The organism is Bauldia sp. (genome assembly GCF_020442045.1).
GTDB lineage: Bacteria > Pseudomonadota > Alphaproteobacteria > Rhizobiales > Kaistiaceae > Bauldia.
Genome location: NZ_JAGRLA010000129.1, coordinates 26,350 through 46,982, shown reverse-complemented (window position 1 = coordinate 46,982; position 20,633 = coordinate 26,350). Strand labels below are relative to the sequence as shown.

General features: G+C 64.1%; 20 protein-coding genes. 10 read left to right on the top strand and 10 right to left on the bottom strand.

The features are described from left to right. Positions 1-12: 12 nt before the first annotated feature. Positions 13-279, bottom strand: a complete 267-nt coding sequence (locus KDJ86_RS14735) for a hypothetical protein (protein WP_291747352.1) — start codon at positions 277-279, stop codon at positions 13-15. Between the two features lie 31 nt (positions 280-310). Next, positions 311-859 (bottom strand): hypothetical protein, encoded by a 549-nt coding sequence (locus tag KDJ86_RS14730; RefSeq protein ID WP_291747351.1) that lies wholly within the window; start codon positions 857-859, stop codon positions 311-313. A gap of 182 nt (positions 860-1,041) precedes the next feature. Here KDJ86_RS14730 and KDJ86_RS14725 point away from each other — a divergent pair, with 182 nt between their 5' ends. Together KDJ86_RS14725 and KDJ86_RS14720 are read left to right on the top strand one after the other, a co-directional pair. Beyond that, entirely contained in the window at positions 1,042-1,494 is a 453-nt protein-coding gene (locus KDJ86_RS14725) for a hypothetical protein (RefSeq protein WP_291747349.1), read from the top strand. A 28-nt stretch (positions 1,495-1,522) separates the two neighbouring features. Continuing rightward, entirely contained in the window at positions 1,523-2,092 is a 570-nt protein-coding gene (locus KDJ86_RS14720) for a cucumopine synthase-related protein (RefSeq protein WP_291747306.1), read from the top strand. 185 nt (positions 2,093-2,277) lie between these two features. Here the strand turns inward: KDJ86_RS14720 and KDJ86_RS14715 are convergent, their stop codons facing one another. From KDJ86_RS14715 to KDJ86_RS14695, 5 genes are all read right to left on the bottom strand, one after another. Then, positions 2,278-2,763, bottom strand: a complete 486-nt coding sequence (locus tag KDJ86_RS14715; RefSeq protein WP_291747303.1) for a cucumopine synthase-related protein — start codon at positions 2,761-2,763, stop codon at positions 2,278-2,280. 121 nt (positions 2,764-2,884) lie between these two features. After that, complete coding sequence (locus tag KDJ86_RS14710; protein ID WP_291747300.1) at positions 2,885-3,307, bottom strand: hypothetical protein; 423 nt, start codon at positions 3,305-3,307, stop codon at positions 2,885-2,887. Between the two features lie 136 nt (positions 3,308-3,443). Next, the gene (locus tag KDJ86_RS14705; RefSeq protein WP_291747297.1) at positions 3,444-4,208 is read right to left on the bottom strand and encodes an amino acid ABC transporter ATP-binding protein; all 765 of its coding nucleotides are present in this window, start codon (positions 4,206-4,208) and stop codon (positions 3,444-3,446) included. Next, positions 4,205-5,014 (bottom strand): amino acid ABC transporter permease, encoded by an 810-nt coding sequence (locus KDJ86_RS14700; protein ID WP_291747295.1) that lies wholly within the window; start codon positions 5,012-5,014, stop codon positions 4,205-4,207. Before KDJ86_RS14700 ends, KDJ86_RS14705 begins: the two co-directional genes overlap by 4 nt. A 215-nt stretch (positions 5,015-5,229) precedes the next feature. Further along, positions 5,230-6,021: an ABC transporter substrate-binding protein gene (locus KDJ86_RS14695; protein ID WP_291747292.1), complete on the bottom strand. Its 792-nt coding sequence runs from the start codon at positions 6,019-6,021 to the stop codon at positions 5,230-5,232. A 433-nt stretch (positions 6,022-6,454) separates the two neighbouring features. Here KDJ86_RS14695 and KDJ86_RS14690 point away from each other — a divergent pair, with 433 nt between their 5' ends. Further along, positions 6,455-8,059 (top strand): FAD-dependent oxidoreductase, encoded by a 1,605-nt coding sequence (locus tag KDJ86_RS14690; RefSeq protein WP_291747289.1) that lies wholly within the window; start codon positions 6,455-6,457, stop codon positions 8,057-8,059. 7 nt (positions 8,060-8,066) lie between these two features. Here KDJ86_RS14690 and KDJ86_RS14685 read toward each other — a convergent pair whose 3' ends face one another. After that, a complete protein-coding gene (locus KDJ86_RS14685; protein WP_291747286.1) occupies positions 8,067-9,425 on the bottom strand; it encodes a formimidoylglutamate deiminase in 1,359 nt (452 codons plus the stop codon). Between the two features lie 69 nt (positions 9,426-9,494). Here KDJ86_RS14685 and hutI point away from each other — a divergent pair, with 69 nt between their 5' ends. From hutI to hutU, 4 genes are read left to right on the top strand one after another with little or no spacing between them, the layout of a single operon-like run. After that, a complete protein-coding gene (gene hutI / locus KDJ86_RS14680; RefSeq protein WP_291747283.1) occupies positions 9,495-10,703 on the top strand; it encodes an imidazolonepropionase in 1,209 nt (402 codons plus the stop codon). A gap of 42 nt (positions 10,704-10,745) precedes the next feature. Further along, entirely contained in the window at positions 10,746-12,314 is a 1,569-nt protein-coding gene (gene hutH, locus KDJ86_RS14675; protein WP_291747364.1) for a histidine ammonia-lyase, read from the top strand. Further along, entirely contained in the window at positions 12,311-13,150 is an 840-nt protein-coding gene (hutG, locus tag KDJ86_RS14670; RefSeq protein WP_291747281.1) for an N-formylglutamate deformylase, read from the top strand. The genes hutH and hutG overlap by 4 nt, the downstream gene beginning before the upstream one ends. 25 nt (positions 13,151-13,175) lie before the next feature. Next, entirely contained in the window at positions 13,176-14,837 is a 1,662-nt protein-coding gene (hutU, locus tag KDJ86_RS14665) for a urocanate hydratase (protein WP_291747278.1), read from the top strand. Positions 14,838-14,846: 9 nt separating this feature from the next. Here the strand turns inward: hutU and hutC are convergent, their stop codons facing one another. Next, complete coding sequence (gene hutC, locus KDJ86_RS14660; RefSeq protein WP_291747275.1) at positions 14,847-15,605, bottom strand: histidine utilization transcriptional repressor HutC; 759 nt, start codon at positions 15,603-15,605, stop codon at positions 14,847-14,849. Positions 15,606-15,788: 183 nt separating this feature from the next. On the opposite strand from hutC, the gene KDJ86_RS14655 reads away from it, so the two are divergent. Continuing rightward, a complete protein-coding gene (locus KDJ86_RS14655) occupies positions 15,789-16,610 on the top strand; it encodes an SDR family NAD(P)-dependent oxidoreductase (protein WP_291747272.1) in 822 nt (273 codons plus the stop codon). A gap of 58 nt (positions 16,611-16,668) precedes the next feature. Here the strand turns inward: KDJ86_RS14655 and KDJ86_RS14650 are convergent, their stop codons facing one another. Then, on the bottom strand, positions 16,669-17,706 hold the full coding sequence (locus KDJ86_RS14650; RefSeq protein ID WP_291747269.1) for a LacI family DNA-binding transcriptional regulator: 1,038 nt from the start codon (positions 17,704-17,706) through the stop codon (positions 16,669-16,671). 208 nt (positions 17,707-17,914) lie between these two features. On the opposite strand from KDJ86_RS14650, the gene KDJ86_RS14645 reads away from it, so the two are divergent. After that, on the top strand, positions 17,915-19,159 hold the full coding sequence (locus KDJ86_RS14645) for a cupin domain-containing protein (protein ID WP_291747362.1): 1,245 nt from the start codon (positions 17,915-17,917) through the stop codon (positions 19,157-19,159). A 65-nt stretch (positions 19,160-19,224) separates the two neighbouring features. Continuing rightward, positions 19,225-20,622, top strand: coding sequence for an ABC transporter substrate-binding protein (locus KDJ86_RS14640; protein WP_291747265.1), 1,398 nt, complete (start codon positions 19,225-19,227; stop codon positions 20,620-20,622). Positions 20,623-20,633 lie beyond the last annotated feature (11 nt).

The window sequence follows — 20,633 nt, the reverse complement described above, 5'->3', positions numbered from 1 at the left end:
CGGTTCCGCAAGTCAGCGATGAAGATGGCGGGAATGGATCACGTCCGTTTGATCGCGGTCAAACAAACGATAATTTATTACCAGAATAAACGTAGGTAATACATACATCAATCTTATGATTGAGTAATTTACTCTATGGATTTTGTAATCTTCAATTATTGATTGATATTTATCAATTCCGTGGCCGATTTCGTGATCTGCGACGACGAATGCACGCTCATCCGGGTCCTGCCGCTGTTTGCCGGCGTCGACGCGGCGAGCGTCGATTCGCCCATCCATGCCACCTGTTGCCGGTGGTTCCCCGGACTCGTCACGCTGATCGCGGGAAGGCGACTCTCCGATTTTCGCCCTCGTCGTCGTCGATGGCATGGTCGTGTTGACCGCGGCGGAAGACGGCTCGCGAAGCAGGGGGAAAAATCGGCAGCGCGATCGAAACGGTGGCCGTGGTTCGCGACCAGCCCTGTCGTGCGATTCGCCGCCCGATCGGTCGATCGAATTCGGAGCCGATGTTGGGAATCGGGTGGAAAAAGATGTGGTGGGCGGCCCGTCCGGCTTTCGCATGCGTCGGATGCGCCGACGTGGCGCGCGCGTTGGCGGCGCCGCGCGCTGTCGGCCCGAGGAGCCCCGCCGTGGTGGCGATGTCCCTGGATGCCGGCCGCCTGTCATCCGTCCGATCGATGCTCGCCGTGGCCGCTTCGACCAGTCGACGCGGGTGATTGAAGTCGGCGTCGGTTGGTGATTGAATAATGTCTATGCATTGGCGTCGTGCACTCTCCCCTCGCGTATTGCAGGCCTCGGCGAAGGCCGGCGCGGGTATCGGCGTCAACCTGCAGCATTTCCCCGTATCCAGCTGGTTCACCTGGTCGGTGGCATCCTATGCCCACGGCGGTTCGGGCCCGGACGAGGATACCGACGGGACGTGAGTGAGGCGTGCGCGGGTAGCGCTCGCACTGCACTTCTTTCAACCCGATGAAAGCGTTCGACGGATGCGCGATGCGCGCCGTTGGCGATGCAATCCAACACCGGCATGGAGACTGCACGATGCCAAGAAGAATCAAGTTCGAATTTTCCGGAATCGACAAACCGATCTTCGCGACGATTGTCGAGGAGAGCGGAGAGGTCGGCGACATCGTATGGGATGCGCTCGCAAAGCCCATGAAGATGGCCATCTCGCACACCACATCGACGGGGGACTACTTCCTCGGCAAGGGGCGCGGGCCGACCGAGCCTGAGCGGGTCGGCTCCCAGGCAAATCCACTCGGGAAGTCGCTGTTCATCTGCCAGCTGAAGCCCGGGACGATCTGCTATGGCGGGGCGGAAGAGATGTCCTTCGCCTACGGTCCCGACATCACCGAGCCGCTGCCCGACAAGGGGCCGATCACGGCCGTCGTCGACGAGGACTGCCTCAAGGACTTCTACGACGTCGGAAAGCATGTGTGGAACGCACAATCCCACACGCACAAACTCGTCACCGTAACGGCCAGCAGGATGTGAGGCAGAGATGGGACAGAACTGGAAAGACGTGAAAGCCAAGATCGAACGCGATCTCGACCGCATCATGTGGGAAGAGCCGCTCGAGGTGAAGATGTCCCGGCTCGGCGTATTCCCGAGCGGTTCCGGCACCCACGAGGGCAATCTCTCCAACCTGCTCTATCAGGTCGCCGACACTCAGGCGATGAGCTGGTGGACCGTGGAGCCGGCGATGCTGCAGGCTCTCGACGACCCCGACCTCGATGTCGAGGCCTGCAAGAAGTTCTGGGCCTATACGACGGTGCACATGGCCCACCTGATGGGCGACGTCGACCCGCCGCGTTGCCCCGCTCCCTGGATGAACCTTCCGACGCTGTCGGAACTCTGCGATGACATCGTCGACTCCTTCCCCAGCATCAAGACCAAGGAAGAGCTGGCGAGCTTGTTGTGGAGCTGGTTCGCCTACATGAATCGGTGGAACAGGTGGTTCTTCCTCGTGTTCCCCTGGGAGCTGGGTGACAACCTCAAGCGAAAGACCAAGGAAGAGGTCGCGGCGCTCGTCGAGAGCGGCGAACTGCCCGCCGAGGTGCTTTCCGGCATCTGGGCCCAGACCGGCAAATAGATCTGAATAGACAAAAGGAAGAGGCGGGGCCCGGCCCCGCCTCTTCAGCGCCATGCAGGCTGATGCCGCTCAGGCAGGTGGCTTCGGGCTCGGCCGGCCTGCCCTGATCGGTGCCAGGCGGGCCTGCCCGCCGCCGACTTTCGGACGAAGACGCAACCTGATCGCCTCCTCCGGTTCGGCGATGCTCAGATCACGTCCTTGCGGTCGGGGCGCTTGAAGCCGTTGCAGACGCCCCAGGGGAACACCGCGTCGACCCACATGTGCAGGCGATTGGCGTAAGACAGGGCGGCTCCGCTCAACTTGGCAAACTCTTCGACCGTCGTGGTCTTCTCGGCCGTTTCGACATACTGGTGGATAAGCTTGGCGGCCTCGGGCATTCCGAGGAAGTCAAAGAAGTCGGCCTTGTAGGAGATGATTTCGCTGACGATGGCCTGGAGCGTCTTGAGGTCGATGCCGGGCTTCTCGGAGACCTGGATCAGCCCCCACAACATCTCGTCGGCCAGGGTGCGCGCCTCGCCCTCGGCGAACATCAGGTTGCTGAGATACTGACCCCGCGAGCCGGTACCCCTCGGTATGATGCCGTTGCCGATATCCTTCACCTCCTGGGGCGCCTTGAGCCAGATGGCCTCGCGCTCCTGCTCGAGCTTGGCAATCATTTCGTCGGTAGTCATCGATCGAACTCCATGGTTTTGAACCGCGATCGGGGGCAGGGCGCGCGGCGGTTCAGTCTGATCTGTGGAAGAAAGGGCCTGATCCGGACGGGCCGCCCCTGCCGGCCGGCGGACCGAAGGGTCACACCATTTCCAGCTCGACGATCGCGCCCTGCTGCATCCAGCATTCGAGGCCGACCGACCGCAACGTGACCGCCCCTTCGACGACTTCGCCGACATAGGAGATCTTGAGCGGCTCGTCGGCGACGTCGTCGCCGTAGACGATGCAGAATTGTTGGCGCGGATTGTAAAAGCACACGGCGCCCGTCGCCTTGCCCGTCTCCTTGCGGCGGAGCCGGCCAACCTCCTCGGTGCGCAACAGGTTCTCCCACGGCGAGACGAACGGCGTGGTGAAGAACACCATGTCACCGACGAGCTTGCCGTGCTGGAGGGTTGATTTGATCGGGAGCTTCTCGCGCAGGGTCGCCGCGAATAGCGGAGCCTTTTCCTCCCAGATTTCCATGACGCAGGCTTCCTCGCCCGCTACCTTTAGACGGATACGCATCGTAATTTTGACCTTACGGCTCCCTTGCTGACTACGGAAAGTCGACGGCGCCGCCGAGCGGCGCCGTCGGTCGTGACCGGGCCGGTCTTCGCCTCGGCGAGACCGATTCCGAGAAGAAGGCGGATTTCACGACATCTCAAAGCACTCTTGAGAGGAACGTGCGGGACCGCTCGTGCTGCGGGTCCCGGAACAGTTCGCGCGGTGGCCCCATTTCGAGTATCTGGCCCTCGTCCATGAAGGCGACCTTGCTCGCGACCTCCTGGGCGAAACCCATTTCGTGGGTGACGACCACCATCGTCATCCCCTCGGCCGCGAGGTCGCGCATGACGTCGAGGACCTCGCCCACCAGTTCGGGGTCGAGCGCGCTGGTCGGCTCGTCGAACAGCATCAGCTTCGGCCGCATGGCGAGAGCCCGTGCAATGGCCACCCGCTGCTGCTGGCCGCCCGATAGCTGCGCGGGATAGGCATCCATCCGGCTCGAGAGGCCGACCCTGTCGATAAGCTCCTTGCTCCGCCTGATGACCTCCTGGCGCGGTTCTTTCCTCACCCGGATCGGTGCCTCGATGACATTGCCGAGAGCCGTCATGTGGGGGAACAGGTTGAACTGCTGGAAGACCATGCCGATGTCGATGCGCTGCGCCGCGACTTCCCGCTCGCGCATCTCGTAGAGCTTGTTGCCGCGACGCCGGTAGCCGACGAGATGGCCGTCGACGTAGAGCTGCCCGCCGCTGATCTTCTCGAGATGGTTGATGCAGCGGAGGAAGGTCGACTTGCCGGAGCCGGAAGGCCCGATGATGCACACCACCTCGCTGCGGTCGACCGTCAGGTCGACGCCGCACAGCACTTCGTGGGCGCCGAAGCGCTTGCGGACGCCGTCCGCTCTTACCATCGGCCCGGTCATTTCTGCCTCCGCCAGCCCGGAAGCCAGTTGGGACGGGCGCTGGCAGCCGCGGTCGATCGACCAAGCCGACGTTCGATGACGCTCTGCGCGAATGTCAGTCCGCTGGTCAGGACCAGGTACCAGAAACACGCCACCATCAGCAGGGGAATGGTCTCGAAGGTTCGCGAATAGACGGTCTGGGCGGAGTAGAGAAGCTCCGACAGGGCGATGACGCTGACGAGCGACGTCATCTTGAGCATGCCGATCGTCTCGTTGCCGGTCGGCGGGATGATGACCCGCAGCGCCTGCGGCAGGATGATGCGACGCATCGCCAAGAGGCGGCGCATGCCCAGCGCGCGTGCCGCCTCGTCCTGGCCGGTGCCGACGGAAAGGATGCCCGCCCGGACGATTTCCGCCATATAGGCTGCTTCGTTCAGACCGAGGCCGAGAACGGCCGCGGTGAAGGGGGTGATCAGGTCGTTTGCCGATCCCTCGAAGAATGTCGGGCCGGTGAACGGGATGCCGATGGAGATCACCGGAAACAGGGCGGCGAGGTTGTACCAGAAGATCAGCTGGACGAGGATCGGCGTGCCTCGAAAGAACCAGAGGTAGCCGGCGGTAAGCCCCGAGACGACCGGGTTCGCCGACAATCTCGCGACCGCGAGCACGATTCCCCCCGAGATGCCGACGATCATGGCGACGACGGTGAGCAGGACGGTCAGCTCGAGGCCGTCGATCATCACTTCGGAAAACAGGTATTCGAAGAAGACCGGCCAGAGGAAATTCGGATTATTGGCGATCGAGTGGACGAGGGACGCCAGGAACAAGAGAACGATGGCCGAGGCGATCCATCGTCCATAATGGCGGATAGGAACAACGACGAGGTCTTCGCTATCCGGACCGTCTTCCCCGGATGTTCTCCCGGCCGAGGCCGGGAGAACGGTGTGTTTCTCTTCCATGGCCACCCTATATCCCGCTGACGGATCGCTTGTGGCTTACGCGTTGGTCGACACGAGACCCAGATCCGGCAGCGAGCAGGATATCAGGGCTGCGGCTCGGGGAGCGGATTATTGGTGAAGAGATTGATGCCCGGCTCGTCAAGCTTGAGGTCGCTCAGGCCCCAATTGTCCATGATCTTGTCGTAGGCACCGTCCTCGTGGACGCCCTTGAGGCCGGCGAGCAGCGCTTCCGCGAGCTGCATGTTGTCCTTGTTGACGATCATGCCGAGATAGAGCTTCGGCAGCAGCGGGTTGGCAACCACCCGGATCGGCTTCGGCGCCGATTTCCGCATTTCCTCGATCGCCGCATAGTCGGTGATGACGAAATCGGCTCGTCCGGAATAGAGGGCGAGCAGGGTGGCGTCGGACGACGGATACTCGTTCATCGTGACCGCCGGAAGATCGTTCTTCTCGCAATGCGGCGTCAGCTTGGTCTCGACGATGCCGGCGACGTCGAAGCCCTTCGGAATGGCGATGGTCAAGCCGCATAGCGTCTTCGGGTCGGAGGTAATCGTATCGTTGCTCTCGAGCGTGAAAACCGCGGTGATCGCATAGGCGTTGTTGACGAAGATCACCTGTTCTTCGCGCTTGGCGTTGTCCGACATGCATTCCATGGCCACGTCGTACCGGCCGCTGACGACGCCGGGGAGCAGGCCGTCGAACGCGATGGAAGTGGGTTCGATGGTGACGCCGAGCTTCTTGGCAATGGCGTTCCAGGTATCCGGCTCGTAGCCGATCATCGTCTTGTTGTCTTCTGCGAAGATTTCGCAGGGCGGGTAGTGCGCGTCGGTCGCGAGCTTGATCACGCCCGACTTCTGGATTTCTTCAGGAAGCATCGCTTTCAAAGCCGGGTCCGGCTGGATCGCTTCAATGATGGGAGCATTCAGTTCCGTCGGGGTCTGTGCAAGTGCCGATGCACCGCCAGCGGCGATTGCAAGCACGACTGCCCCGAGCGAAGGCACGAATTTCATCATGATCGCTAGTCCTGTTTTGGTTGTTTCCCCGGTGATGGCTCGGAATGTCTTTCGACATGGCGCCCACATCTCTAATGTATAGACAAAACAAATTTGAGTCAACGAAACCTCCTGCTGCTTGGGCGGGCAATTGATGCGATACAGGGCAAGGACTATGCCTGAGACTGATGGAAAAGGAAGCCGCGAAAGTCGTCCGCTTCCGGGCGCCGGAATGTCCGTGACTGGCCGTATCGGCAATCACGATCCGGGCGCGCGGAACCGGTCCCCTGGGGCACGACTGGAATCGGTGGCGCGAATGGAGGACACGGCGAGCGACGTCATTGTCGTCGGCTCGGGCGCGGCGGGCCTGACCGCTGCTCTCGCGGCCGCCGCCAACGGCCTGCGTGTCACCATCGTCGAGAAGGCGGACACCATCGGCGGGACCAGCGCGATGTCGGGGGCCGGCATATGGGTGCCGGGAAATCACCACGCCGCGGCGAGCGGCATCGACGACGGTCCCGCCGACGCTCTCGCCTATCTTCGCGCCGCGGCACCGGAGGGTTGGCGCGAGACAGAGGATCGCCTGTGGCAGAGTTTCGTGGAATACGCGCCGGACATGCTGCGTTTCGTCGAGGCGCATTCTCCGCTTCATTTCGACCTCACCGACGAGGCTGATCCGCTGCGCGATCTTCCCGGCTGGAAATCCCGTGGCCGGATGCTGTCGCCGCTTCCGTTGTCTCTGCGCATCCTCGGTTCCTTCGGCCGGCGCCTGCGTCGGTCGACCCAGCCGCATCTTTTCACCTACCACGAGATGATCGGAACCGACGTCTATCATCATCCCGTTCGAACGAGCATCGTCCTTGGGCCGCGCCTCGCCTGGCGCTGGCTGACCGGCCGCCGGGGGCAGGGGACCGCGCTGATCGCCGGGCTCCTCAAGGGCTGCCTCGACAGCGGTTGCACCATCCTGCCGTCGACGCCCGCCGCCGGACTTGAAACCGATAAGGAAGGTCGTGTCACCGGCGTCGTCGTCGAGACCGGGGACGGGAAGGCGACATTGACGGCCCGGCGCGGGGTTGTCCTCGCCAGTGGCGGCTTCGAATGGGATCCGGATCTGCTCGCCGAATACTTTCCCGGGCCGATCGATTTCATCGCAAGCCCGCGGACCAACAGCGGCGACGGACATCGCATGGCGATGGCTGTCGGCGCCGCGATGGCGCATATGGACCAGGCGAACATCAATTCTGCGATCCCGGCGACCTATGACGGGCAGCCGCACGGGATGGCCCTGTTCTATCACGTCGAGCCAAACGCCATCCTGGTCGACGGTACCGGTCGGAGGTTCGTCAACGAGGCTGTCTTCAATCTCGGCGAGGTGCTCGACAAGCGCGATGCGGCGACCGGGCTGCCGGTCCACCGGCCTGTGTGGCTGATCAGCGATGCCCGGTTCCTGCGCCGGGCCCCGATCATCCGCTGGTATGCCCGTCGCGACGATGCCTGGAAGGTGCACGCCGACACCGTCGCGGAACTCGCGGCCCGCATCGGTGTTCCCGCCGACGCCCTCGTCGACACCGTCAGGCGCTTCAACCAGGCGATCGCTTCCGGTCAAAGGGACGCGTTCGGACGCTTGAAGGCGCCGGCCGGGCATGGTCGCCGTTCGCGCGACGGACTCGAGGCGATCGAGCGTGCCCCCTTCGTCGCGATCTCGTTCAACCGCTCGATCCTGGCCACCAAGGGAGGGCCACGGACCGATGCGCGCGCCCGCGTGCTCCGGCCGGACGGCAGCGTGATCGAGGGGCTCTATTGCTGCGGCGTCGCGATGGCGAACCCGATCGGTACGCGCGCAGTCGGTGCGGGCACGACGCTTGGCCCGAACATGGCCTGGGGCTACATCGCCGGGCGGACAATCTGCGAAAGCGGGTGATGACGCGTCACGCCGACAGGATACGCATCATCGTTGTCTGAAACGCGCGCTCGACGGTCGCACGGTGCCGGTGTCTGCCGCGCTCGACCTGCCGGACGCCGTTCCGCCAGACCGTATCGACCCGCGCCCGTCCGGCGAAGATCCATATGTCGAGCAGCATATCGGCTTCGAGGGAATCGAGAAGCGATGGCTCGACCTCCAGCGAGACGACGCCGGTGATGGAGCCTTCGGCCAGACCGGCCTCGCCAAGGCCGAGCGCGGCCGATCCGCCGGCAAGGGCCGCGTCGAAAAGAGATCGTCCGGTCGAGCGACCGGTCTCCGCGAGCACGTTGCGGGACCGCGTAACCAGGCGCTGATTGCATTCGAGCTGGCGAAGCTCGTCGGCGAGACCGATCAGGACGTTCGAATCCGTGCCTATCCCGAGGTGGCCGCCCGCCTCGCGCCACGCGACAGCCGGGAAGAAGCCGTCGCCGAGGCTGGCTTCCGTGACAGGACAGAGGCCGGCCGTCGCTCCGCTGCGTGCCAGGCCGGAGGTTTCCGGCGTCGTCATGTGGGTGGCGTGGATGGCGCACCAGCGCTGATCGAGCGGCTGGTTGTCGATCAGCCACGCGACAGGACGCGTCCCGCACCAGGCCACGCAATCCTCGACCTCCCTTGTCTGCTCGGCAACGTGGATATGAACGGGGCCGTCGCCAGCCAGCGGCAGGAGAGCGTCGAGCTCGTCGGGCGTTACGGCGCGCAAGCTGTGCGGGGCGATTCCGGTCCGGCCGCCGGGCAGGGGCGAGGTCGCGCGCCGTGCGCCTTCGACCAGCCGCGCAAAAGCGTCGAGGTCGCAGATGAAGCGCTTCTGATGGTCCTCCGGCGGGGCGCCGCCGAAGTCGGAATGGGCGTAGAAGACCGGGAGGAGCACCATGCCGATTCCTGTCGACGCGGCGGCCGACGCCATGCGAACGGCCATTTCCGCGATATCCGAATACTCATGCCCGTCGCGGTCATGGTGGAGATAGTGAAACTCGCCGACTGTGGTGAACCCGCGCTCGAGCATCTCGACAAAGGCCATCGCGGCGATCGCTTCGGCGTCCTCCGGCGTGATCGCGCCGGCGAAGCGGTACATCGTTTCGCGCCATGTCCAGAACGTGTCCGTTATCGGACCGCGGGTCTCGGCGAGACCTGCCATGCCGCGCTGAAAGGTGTGGCTATGGACGTTCGGGACACCGGGAATCCCGATGGCGGCGCGCTCGTCGTCGGCTTCTGCCTTCGCACCGCGCTCGACCCCGGCGATACGCCCGTCGGCGTCGATGGCGACCCGTACGTCGCTGCTCCAGCCGTCGGGCAGCAGTGCCCGTCCGAAGTGAATCACCGTCACGTTCCATCTCCACACTGGACAGCAAGATGCGTTCGTCAGTATGTATAGACAAAATGGCACGGCAAGACCATGCAACTCGATACCCTCTGGACCAATGCCCGAATCGCCACCATGGCACCGGCCAGCCCGGGGCTCGGCATCATCGAGCGGGGCGCGATCGGAGCGCGCGACGGACGGATCGCGGTGGTTGCCCCGGTCGACGCGCTTCCGTCTGATCTGCGCATCGATCGCGAGGTCGACTGCGGCGGCCGATGGATCACGCCGGGCCTCATCGATTGTCACACCCACCTGGTTTACGCGGGAGACCGGGCGGGCGAGTTCGAACTGCGCCTGGAAGGCGCGAGCTACGAGGAGATAGCCAGTCGTGGCGGCGGCATATCCGCCACGGTCGCCAGGACACGCGAGGCAAGCGAGGAAGAGCTGGTCGCCGAATCGCTTCCGCGCCTCGATACGCTGATCGGCGAAGGCGTGACGACCGTCGAGATCAAGTCCGGCTACGGGCTCTCGAAGGACAGCGAGATCAAGATGCTGCGCGCGGCGCGGTCGCTCGCGCATCTCCGGCAGGTCGATGTCGTGACGAGCTTCCTTGGAGCCCATGCACTGCCGCCCGAGATGGATGGCGACATCGATGCCTATGTCGACGTCGTATGCGACGTCATGCTGCCGGCCATTGCCGGCGAGGGGCTGGCCGACGCGGTCGACGCCTTCTGCGAGGGAATCGCGTTTTCGCCGGCCGAGGTCACCAGGGTCTTCAATGCCGCCAGGTCGCTGGGACTGCCGATCAGGCTTCACGCCGACCAGCTTTCGAACCTGCATGGCGCGAGGCTCGCCGCGGATCTCGGCGCGCTGTCTGCCGATCACCTCGAATTCACCGACGAGGACGGCGCGCGGGCGATGGCCGCGGCGGGGACGATCGCGGTCGTCCTTCCCGGCGCCTTCTATACCCTGCGACAGGACCGCATGCCGCCGATCGCCGCATTCCGGACCCACGGCGTGTCGATGGCCGTCGCGACCGACTGCAATCCGGGTTCGTCGCCCCTGACGTCATTGCTCCTGGCGATGAACATGGCGGCGACCCTGTTCCGGTTGACGGTCGAGGAGTGCCTCATCGGCGTCACGCGCAATGCCGCGCGGGTCCTCGGCCGCGCGGACAGCATCGGCACCATCGAAACGGGCAAGCAGTGCGATCTGGCGATCTGGGACGTCGATCGCCTGGCCGAGCTCGTCTACCGGATCGGTTTCAATCCGCTCCATCAGCGCGTTCGCAGGGGGAATTAAGGTATGCAAGCGGTGACATTTGTCGAAGCGGGTCTCGGCTCGATGGCGGCGCAGGGGGGCGAAGGTGAGGTCGGACGCGTGTCGATCGAGCCCGGCGCGGTCCCGCTTTCCTCCTGGCGCCGGATTCTGATGGGGGCGAAAGTCTCGCTGGTCCCGACGGCCCGGACGACGGTCGACAAGGGTGCGGCCGCGGTCGAAGCGATTCTGGCCCGCGGCGAACCCGTCTACGGGATCAATACCGGCTTCGGAAAGCTCGCCAGCATACGGATCGCCGACGGCGACCTGGCGGCGTTGCAAAGGAACCTGGTGATCTCGCATGCGACCGGCGTCGGCGAACCGATGCCGGTGCCGGTTGTCCGCCTGGCGATGGCCCTGAAGATCGCCGGCCTCGCGCAAGGTGCTTCCGGCGTCCGCTGGCAGGTCATCGACGCGCTCTTGAGTTGCCTCGAAGCCGACCTCGTTCCGGTGATTCCGGCGCAGGGCTCGGTCGGGGCGTCGGGGGACCTCGCGCCGCTGGCCCATATGTCGGCAATGCTGCTCGGGATTGGCGAGGCGATCCATTCCGGCGAGCGGCTGCCGGCCGAGGACGCGCTCCTGCGCGCCGGCATCGCGCCGTTGCGGCTTGGTCCGAAGGAGGGACTGGCCCTCCTCAACGGCACCCAGATATCGACGGCCCTGGCCCTTGCCGGCCTCTTCGAGGCGGAGCGGGTCCTGCAGACGGCGCTCGTCGCCGGAGCGCTGTCGACGGATGCGGCCAAAGGCTCCGACACGCCCTTTGACGAGCGCATCCATCGCGTCCGCCGGCATCGCGGCCAGATCGAAGTGGCCGCCGGGCTGCGGCGGCTGATGGAGGGAAGCGACATCCGCGCCTCGCATCTCGCCAATGACGACCGCGTCCAGGATCCCTATTGCATCCGCTGCCAGCCGCAGGTTGTCGGCGCGGCACTTGACCTGCTGCGGCAATCGGCATCGACCCTCGAAACCGAGGCCAATGCGATCTCCGACAATCCGCTGGTCTTTGCCGAGGATGGCGAGGTGATTTCCGGCGGGAATTTCCATGCCGAGCCGGTGGCCTTCGCCGCCGACCAGATCGCGATGGCGCTTTGCGAGATCGGTTCGCTCTCCGAGCGCCGGATCGCGCTGCTGGTCGACCCGGCGCTGTCCCGCCTGCCGGCCTTCCTCACCCCCTCGCCGGGGCTCAATTCCGGGTTCATGATCGCCCATGTGACGGCCGCGGCGCTCGTCTCGGAGAACAAGCAGCGGGCCTTTCCGGCAAGCGTCGATTCGATACCGACCTCCGCCAACCAGGAAGACCACGTGTCGATGGCCACCCATGGTGCGCGCCGCCTGCTCGCCATGGCGGAGAATGCGGCAAACGTGATCGCCATCGAGCTGCTCGCGGCCGCGCAGGGCTGCGATTTCCACGAGCCACTGACCTCCAGCCCGCCCCTGGAGAGGGTTCGCGCCTGCATCCGGCATCGTGTCAACCGGTTGACCGACGACCGCTACATGGCGCCGGATATCGCCGCGGCGGCCGATCTCGTGCGAACCGGAGCGACGATCACCGCCGCCGGCATCGACCTGCCCTGGCTGGACAAGGGTGCGTCGTGACGCCCGCGCCGGGCTTCGTGACCGTGAGGCAGGGGGCAGTCCCGCTGATCCTCAGTCTTCCCCATACGGGGACGGAGCTCGATCCGGCGATCGAAGCGCGTCTGGCGTCCCGCTGGCTCGCCGTCAAGGACACCGACTGGTGGGTCGACCGTCTTTACGATTTCGCCGAGGCATTCGACGCGACCATCGTAAGGACCGCCGTCTCGCGGACCGTGATCGACGTCAACCGCGATCCGTCGGGCGTGTCGCTCTATCCGGGCCAGGCGACGACCGGTCTGGTACCGGTCGAGACCTTCGACGGCGAGGCGCTCTACCGCGCGGGCGAGGAACCGGCCGGTGCCGAGATCGACGAGCGGCGAACGCGATATTTCGAGCCGTATCACGAGGTCCTTTCGGCGGAGATTGCCCGCCTCCGCCGGCGGCATCGCGGGATCGTGCTCTACGACTGCCATTCGATCCGCTCCGACATCCCCCGGCTCTTCGAGGGCACCCTTCCCAACTTCAATATCGGTACGAATGGCGGCGCGAGCTGCGATGCCCGGCTCAGCGACGCGATCGCCTCGGTCTGCGCGGTCTCGCCGTACTCGGTGGTTGTCGACGGTCGCTTCAAGGGCGGCTGGATCACCCGGCATTACGGCCGGCCATCCGACGGGGTGCACGCCGTCCAGATGGAACTCGCCTGCCGCGGCTACATGGACGAACCCGGCCGCCCGACGCCGGACAACTGGCCCCGCCCCTATGACGATGCGCGCGCTGCGCCGATGCGCGCCGTCCTCGGCGATGTTCTCCGAACCTGCCTCGCCTTTACCGGCGAGGCCCCTTCTGCTGTCCGCTAGTCTCACTTTCAGGAAAGCTTCTTCAATGACCCCGCTCGATAACACCCGCGTTGTTCGCGCACCGCGCGGCACCGACCTCACGGCACGGAGCTGGCTGACCGAGGCGCCGCTCCGCATGATCATGAACAATCTCGATCCCGAGGTCGCCGAACGCCCGAGTGAACTGGTCGTCTACGGCGGCATCGGTCGTGCGGCGCGCGACTGGAACAGCTTCGACCGCATCGTCGAGACGCTGCGACGCCTGAAGGGCGACGAGACGCTGCTGATCCAGTCGGGGAAGCCGGTCGGCGTCTTCACCACCCATGGCGCGGCGCCGCGGGTTCTGATCGCCAATTCGAACCTGGTGCCGCATTGGGCGACCTGGGAGACATTCCAGGAGCTCGACCGCAAGGGGCTCATGATGTACGGCCAGATGACGGCCGGCTCGTGGATCTATATCGGGTCGCAGGGGATCCTTCAGGGCACCTACGAGACCTTTGTCGAAGCGGGCCGTCAGCACTATGGCGGGGACCTTTCCGGCCGCTGGCTGCTGACCGCGGGCCTCGGCGGGATGGGTGGCGCGCAGCCGCTGGCGGCGACCATGGCAGGCGCGTCCTGCCTGGCGATCGAATGCCAGCCGAGCCGCATCGAGATGCGACTCGCCACCGGCTATGTCGACAAGGTGGCGAAGGATCTCGACGAGGCGCTGGCGATGATCCGGCAGAGCACGGCCGAGCGCAAGCCGGTCTCCGTCGCTCTGCTCGGCAACGCGGCCGAGGTCCTGCCGGAAATTTTCCGCCGTGGCATCCGTCCCGACTTCCTGACCGACCAAACCTCCGCTCACGACCCGGCCAACGGCTACCTGCCGGTCGGCTGGTCACTTTCGGAGTGGCAGTCACGGCGGGAATCCGATCCCGGATCCGTGGCCAAGGCCGCCAAGGCCTCGATTGCCCAACACGTCCAGGCGATGCTCGACTTCTTCCATGATGGTGTTCCCACTGTCGACTACGGCAACAACATCCGGCAGGTGGCCAAGGATGAAGGGGTGGCCAGGGCGTTCGATTTCCCCGGCTTCGTTCCGGCCTATATCCGACCGCTGTTCTGTCGGGGCGTCGGTCCGTTCCGGTGGGTGGCGCTTTCCGGTGACCCGGAGGACATCTACCGCACGGACGAGAAGGTGAAGGAGCTGATGCCCGACAATCCGCACCTTCACCGGTGGCTCGACATGGCCCGGAGCCGCATCCGGTTCCAGGGGCTTCCGGCACGCATTTGCTGGGTAGGCCTCGGGGATCGCCACCGTCTCGGCCTCGCCTTCAACGAGATGGTCGCCAGCGGAGAGCTCAAGGCGCCGATCGTCATCGGCCGGGATCATCTCGACTCCGGTTCGGTCGCCAGTCCGAATCGCGAGACGGAATCGATGCGCGACGGCTCGGATGCGGTGTCCGACTGGCCGCTGCTCAACGCGCTCGTGAATTGCGCCTCGGGGGCAACCTGGGTTTCGATCCATCACGGCGGCGGCGTCGGGATGGGCTACTCCCAGCACGCCGGGATGGTGATCGTGGCCGACGGCACGCCGGAAGCGGCGGAACGGCTGGGTCGGGTATTGTGGAACGACCCTGCCAGCGGTGTCATGCGCCACGCGGACGCGGGCTATGAGGAAGCGATTGCCTGCGCCCGCCGCTTCTCACTCGACCTGGCGGGCCGCTGAGGTGAACGGCTATTCGGAACCGCGGTGCTCGACCGGCGAGAAGCGGCCGACGAACTGATGACGGTCGCCCGGATAGACAATCTCGACGCGGGTGACGAGGAGGTTTTCGTGCCAGGTATGTCGTTCGAGCGTGAGGCAAGCCGCGTTCGGCTCGATGCGGAGCTGCTTGGCGATTGCCGGCGTGGCACTGCGCGCGCGGATGATGTGTTCCGCCTCCGTCCAGGGAACGGTCTGCAGAAGCCAGGTTCCCGGCGCGGTATCCTCGAAGGTGCATTTCCGGGCCTCGGGGACCTTCGCCAGGGAGATCAGCCGGTCTTCGAAGGCGACCGGGACGTCGCTCATGAAGTGGACGCAGACCACGTGCATGACGCGACGGCGATTGCCGAGGCCGACCGACTTGGCCGTGGCCGGATCGAGCGTCTCGACCTTGCGGCTTCTGACCTCGTGCCGGTAGGCGACGCCGCGGCGCGCGGCTTCTTTGGCGAGGTCCTGGATTTCAAGGACGGAGCGTTCCACCCGCGGGGCGGAGACGAAAGACCCGACGCTGCGCCGGCGATAGATCATCCCGTTGGCCGTCAGCGCGAGCAGGGCCTTGTTCACGGTCATTCTGGAGCAGCCGTATTGCGACACGAGCTCCCGCTCGAACGGAATCTTGTAGCCCGGGGGCCATTTGCCGGAAACGATATTCCGCTCGATATCGGCGCGGATGCGGGCGGAAATCGAGCCGTTTTCAGGCTTGCTGGGCTTGGACCGAGGCATCTTCGTCATGGCTTGGATTTCGCGGTTGCGGGAGACGCATGTTGCCGTTCAGTGTCGATCACCCATTAGGGCAGGCCGAAAGACATCGCGAGGCGACCGGGCCCGGCGACTGGAAGTGAGGGCAATGCTGATCGGGATGCTTTGCCTAGACAAAAACAATCCGCTTTTCAATCGGGCAGGAGCCGCCAGATAATGCAAACCGTATCGAAGCAGGGTGCCCGCACCGGGCGCTTGATTGGCGCAATAGCCGTCGTAACCGGAGGTGGCAAGGGGGTTGGCAGGGCAATCTCCCTGGAGTTGGCGGCCGAAGGCGCGGATGTCGCGGTGGTTTCGCACTCGGATGTCGCCGCCGCCGAGCAGGTTGCCGGGGAGATCCGGGAGCTTGGCCGCCGCGCGGTCGCGGTCAAGGCCGATATCACCGATCGCGAATCCGTCGAAGGCATGATCGGGACGGTCTGCGATGCGCTGGGAACCCTGGACGTGCTGGTCAACAATGCCGGATACACCGCCCACGGACCGCTCGAACAACTCTCCGAGGCGGATTGGGACGCCGTTTTCGCCGTCAACGCCAAGGGGACGTTTCTCTGCAGCGTCGCCGCCGCCAGGCGCATGATCCCGGCGGGGCGCGGATCGATCGTCAACATCGCCGGGGCGTCGGCGCACCGGTCCTATCCCTTCGCCGGTGGCTATGGCCCGGCAAAGGCGGCCGTGGTCAATCTCACGCGCCAGATGTCGCTCGAATGGGCGAAGCACGGCATCAGGGTCAACGGCGTCAGCCCGGGGCCGATCCGTGAGGCGGGTTCCGGCTGGGAAACGCGTGAACCGGAGCTCGCGGAGGAGGTCCGGCGTCTGCCGTTGCGGCAGGCGGCCGACCCCGTCGATGTGGCGCGGGCAGTGGCGTTCCTCGCGTCACCTCATGCCGCCTCGACGACGGGGCATATGCTTCTCGTCGATGGTGGTGGCGTCAACACCTGGTACCTCGCGCCACAGGACTACGCGGAGGGCGGCGGCTGAATTGTTATCCTTCCGCGCCAAGTATTGGTCGATTATCGCCTCGGCGACCGCGAGCGGCTTAAGCAGGTGAAGGGCCGGTCGATGTCCTGATGACGAGTTCTGGTTCGATGTAAGCATGCAGTGAATCATAGGGTTCACTGGCCGCTGCACGATCCAGCAGATCCACCAGCATGGTTCCCATTGGGCGGCATGGGGCGAAGATCGTCGTCAACGGAACGGAGAAGAATGCGCCAGGCAGTTGGTCGTCGTAGGCGACCAGGGAGAAATCCCTGCCAATGGCAAGACCGAGGTCACTTACTGCCTGCACGGCACCCTTGGCCGAAAGCACATTCGAGCAGACAAGCGCTGTGGGTGCCGGCTCGCTTTCGAGAAGCTGCCTCAGGGCGCGGTAGCCGAACTCTTCGGTTTTGGGCCCGCTGAGGATCCAATTGGCACGGCCTTTTATTCCGCCGGCCTCAAGTCCCTCTCGATATCCGGCATCCCACTCGGCGGCAATGAGTGTCCCGGGTAGCGAATTGAGGAGGGCGATCTGCCTGTGTCCAAAATCCAGAAGGTGCTGGACAGCACGCCGGTGGCCGCTGCGAAAGCCAACGTCAAGGCACGGATAAGGCGTGGCCTCCTTGCCGCGTCCATGCACGACAAAGGGAACGTTGCGGGCGAGCAGGTAGCGGATGCGCCAATCGGAGCTCGGTCGGGCATTCAGGAGGATGAAGCCATCCAGGGTGCCCTCATCGAGAAGATTCCCATAGCACATCTCCTCCTGGGACACTTCGATCGGCACCATGTGGAACAGGCGCCCCAGTTCGAAGGTGCGGCTTGCCATTCCGCCAATGAAATCTAGGAGCAGCGGATCCTCGAAGGCGAAGCTGGTCAACGGGTGCACGAGGCCGAACCCGCCCTTGAGCCGTGCCCCGGGTCGGCGTGAATCGCGGTCCTTGCTCGACCGCGGCGTGTAGCCGAGTTCAGCCGCGTGGCGTTGTACGGCCGATCGGGTATCGAGATTGACCGCCTCGTCATCGCGCAAGGCACGACTCACCGTGGCTGTCGAAAGGCCCAGATCCCGCGCCAGTTGCGCGAGCGTTATGCGTTTTGCCACCAACCGATGTTCCCCATGGCGATGTCAGATCACCGATCATCCGGTGGAAGTTCGCAAGATTGCAGCAGATTTTTCATTTGTGAAGGCCTGAACTGAGCATTTTTCGATGCCATCCGCAAAAATCCTTGACAAATTGCAGCAATTTGTAGCAATTTTGCAATTAACGTTGCATTCTAAGCCTGCGTGATGGAGGAGAGACTTGGACGAAATGTTCCGGCGGCCCAATGCGGCACAGGCCGCCAATCCGTATATTCCCGGCGCCCGTATCCTCCCCGGCAGGGCAACATGCTCTGCGGACCTCGGAACCGGGGTGCGATATCACCTCTATCCGTTGAGCGAGTTGAACGATCTCGGTTTCTTTGCGCGCATCGAGATGGCGACCGACGAGGATTCGTCCCTACGCGCCCACCCCGATTTCAATCTTTATGTGCTGTGCCTGGAAGGGAGCGGTCAGGTTCGTCTGGGTGGGACCGGCGGATATGGCGTTGAACATTACGAGTTCGAGGCCGGCGATCTCGTCATCGTCCCGCGCGACGTGCCCTATTGCCTGGCCGGAGCGTTCAAGGCGGTCGCCTTGCACGCGCGCACCAATGCTTTCGGAAAGGCAGCGCCCCACAGCCGTTTCTGCCATCCGGTGCTCGACTATCTGAGTTGCGGTGCCGAGGACGGACCGAATGGCGCCTATCTCTTTGACCCGTTGTGCAGTCAGCGGCTCGAGGTACCGGTGCCGTACGGATCGGTTGCCGCAAGCCCGCATCGCGCCGATGCGGAAGCGCTCTATCGAAATGTGACGCCGCGCGATCCTCAGACCGGAGACGCGGCGAACCAGGCCCAGGAACTGGTCAATCCCTCGGTGATCGGTGCCAGGCTGCTGCGCAAGGCCGTCGACGCGCCGGAGGTCTATAACGCGAATGCGGGGAACAAGCAGTGGGCCTTTCCGCTGACCTGGACCGACGATCTAGCCATTTGCATCGGGGCGACCCACAGTTCGATTTCTGATCGCGATCGGCCTTTCGACTCGCATTCTCATCCCGATGTCGAGGAATACAAATACATCATCAGCGGTCGCGGCACGGTCACAATCGGTGACGGCGATCCCACAGTCGAGACGGAAGTCTACGACTACGAGGCCGGTGATCTCGTCATCCTGCCACGCGGCATGCCCCATGTGGACGCCGGCGACTACACGGCGCTCTATTTCCATACGCGGCAGAGCGTGTTCGGCAAGGTGCCCGGAACCAGCCGGTATCCACACGGCGCCTATGTCTATACCAAGCCCCCGCGTCCGACCAAAGAAGAGCGTGCGGCCCTGAATGAGCCCGGCACGTACGTCTTCATGGACTCCCGGGAGACGCTGAACGTTTTCGTTCCCAATCCCATAGAACGGATCGAACACAATCCAACGGGCCTTACGCATCTGCGCCCGGATCTGTTTCCGGGTGAGCCCGGATGATCTGACCGACGGGCCAGCCCGCCGGGCTGGACACGGTGCTTCATATCTGAGGAGGAGGAGAGGAAATGACTCGCGATAACATATGCCGCCAGTTTCTGGCCGGCCTCGCTGTTGTCACCGGTCTGGGGCTGGCGTCGACGGCGTGGGCTCAGGACATCGTAGGGCCGGAAGGCGCCAACATTGATTGGCGCCAGTTCGAAGGGACCACGCTTCGCTTTCTGGGCGGGCAACATCCGGCATCGGCCGCCCTGCAGTCAGTCGTCGCCGACTTTGAGCAACTGACCGGAATCAAGGTTGAGGTCGAACAGATTTCCTGGGACGCATACTTCCAGAAAGTTCAGCTCGATCTCAGCAGTCCCGATCCGCAATACGACATGTTTCTGGCCAATGGCGGCGATTTCGACTGGCTCTATGGACCGACCGGAAGCATTTCAAATATCGATCAGTTCCTGAACGATCCTAAGCTGACGGATCTCGACTGGTACGATCTCGACGATGTCGACAGCAAGGTTCTGGCCGCGGCCAGCTGGGACGGCCAACCGGGTCATCCGGCCGGTACAGGCAATACCTATGTGGTGCCGTTCATGTCCGAGTCCTACATGATCGCGGCGCGCCAGAGCATCCTTGACAAATACGGGCTGACCCTGCCCTCGACTCTTGAGGAGGTCCGTGATGCGGCGAAGACGATTCAGGAGGGTGAAGGTGACGCTATGGCGGGCTTTGCCGCTCGTGGCGGCGTTGGCGTCGTCAACGCCGCGCTTATCAACTTCCTCATCAACTATGGTGCCGTCGATCTCGACAGCGGCATGAATTCTCAGCTTGCATCGCCCGAGAGCGTCTATGTTCATAATCTGCTGCTGAACGAGATCCTCCAACCCTATGGGCCGCAGGGCTGGCTGACGATGGAATGGACGGACCTGCGGAACCGCGCAGCCCAGGGTGAATTCGGCATGTGGTATGATGCCGACTGGTTCGCCGTCGGGTACGAAGATCCGGAGCAGTCCCGGGTCGCTGGCGACGTCGTCTATGGAAACCTTGGCAGCGCCGAGTCCAAGTTTGCCGATTACTACTATTTCGGCCTGGCCATCAACGATCACTCCCCGCGCAAGCAGGCGGCCTGGTTGCTGGCCCAGTATTTCAGCAGCAAACCCGTCATGCTGAAGCTGGCTGTCGAAAAGAACCTGCTTATGCCGAGTCGTGCTTCGGTGTACGAGGCGCCCGAATTTGCCGAAAAGTACGGAAAATGGGGTAACGGCACCTGGATCGAGGCTGCCAAGGCCAATCTCAGTCAGTGGTCCAAGCCCGCTTTCATGCCGGCCGACCAGCAAGGCGCCATCAAGAACGTGTGGGCAGCCGGTGCGCACCAGATCTATGAAGGTGCCGACCCACAGACCGTCCTTGATGGCGTTGCCGCCGACATCAATGCTTTGATGGATCGCGCCGGCTATCGTAAGGCTCAGTAGTTCACGTTGGG

Excerpts from the sequence above, each read along its gene's own strand:
- KDJ86_RS14735 (WP_291747352.1), bottom strand. The coding sequence starts at position 279 with ATGGATGGGCGAATCGACGCTCGCCGCGTCGACGCCGGCAAACAGCGG.
- KDJ86_RS14725 (WP_291747349.1), top strand. The coding sequence starts at position 1,042 with ATGCCAAGAAGAATCAAGTTCGAATTTTCCGGAATCGACAAACCGATC.
- KDJ86_RS14715 (WP_291747303.1), bottom strand. The coding sequence starts at position 2,763 with ATGACTACCGACGAAATGATTGCCAAGCTCGAGCAGGAGCGCGAGGCC.
- KDJ86_RS14710 (WP_291747300.1), bottom strand. The coding sequence starts at position 3,307 with ATGCGTATCCGTCTAAAGGTAGCGGGCGAGGAAGCCTGCGTCATGGAA.
- KDJ86_RS14705 (WP_291747297.1), bottom strand. The coding sequence starts at position 4,208 with ATGACCGGGCCGATGGTAAGAGCGGACGGCGTCCGCAAGCGCTTCGGC.
- KDJ86_RS14695 (WP_291747292.1), bottom strand. The coding sequence starts at position 6,021 with ATGCTTCCTGAAGAAATCCAGAAGTCGGGCGTGATCAAGCTCGCGACC.
- KDJ86_RS14690 (WP_291747289.1), top strand. The coding sequence starts at position 6,455 with ATGGAGGACACGGCGAGCGACGTCATTGTCGTCGGCTCGGGCGCGGCG.
- hutI (WP_291747283.1), top strand. The coding sequence starts at position 9,495 with ATGCAACTCGATACCCTCTGGACCAATGCCCGAATCGCCACCATGGCA.
- hutH (WP_291747364.1), top strand. The coding sequence starts at position 10,746 with ATGGCGGCGCAGGGGGGCGAAGGTGAGGTCGGACGCGTGTCGATCGAG.
- hutU (WP_291747278.1), top strand. The coding sequence starts at position 13,176 with ATGACCCCGCTCGATAACACCCGCGTTGTTCGCGCACCGCGCGGCACC.
- hutC (WP_291747275.1), bottom strand. The coding sequence starts at position 15,605 with ATGACGAAGATGCCTCGGTCCAAGCCCAGCAAGCCTGAAAACGGCTCG.
- KDJ86_RS14655 (WP_291747272.1), top strand. The coding sequence starts at position 15,789 with ATGCAAACCGTATCGAAGCAGGGTGCCCGCACCGGGCGCTTGATTGGC.
- KDJ86_RS14645 (WP_291747362.1), top strand. The coding sequence starts at position 17,915 with ATGTTCCGGCGGCCCAATGCGGCACAGGCCGCCAATCCGTATATTCCC.
- KDJ86_RS14640 (WP_291747265.1), top strand. The coding sequence starts at position 19,225 with ATGACTCGCGATAACATATGCCGCCAGTTTCTGGCCGGCCTCGCTGTT.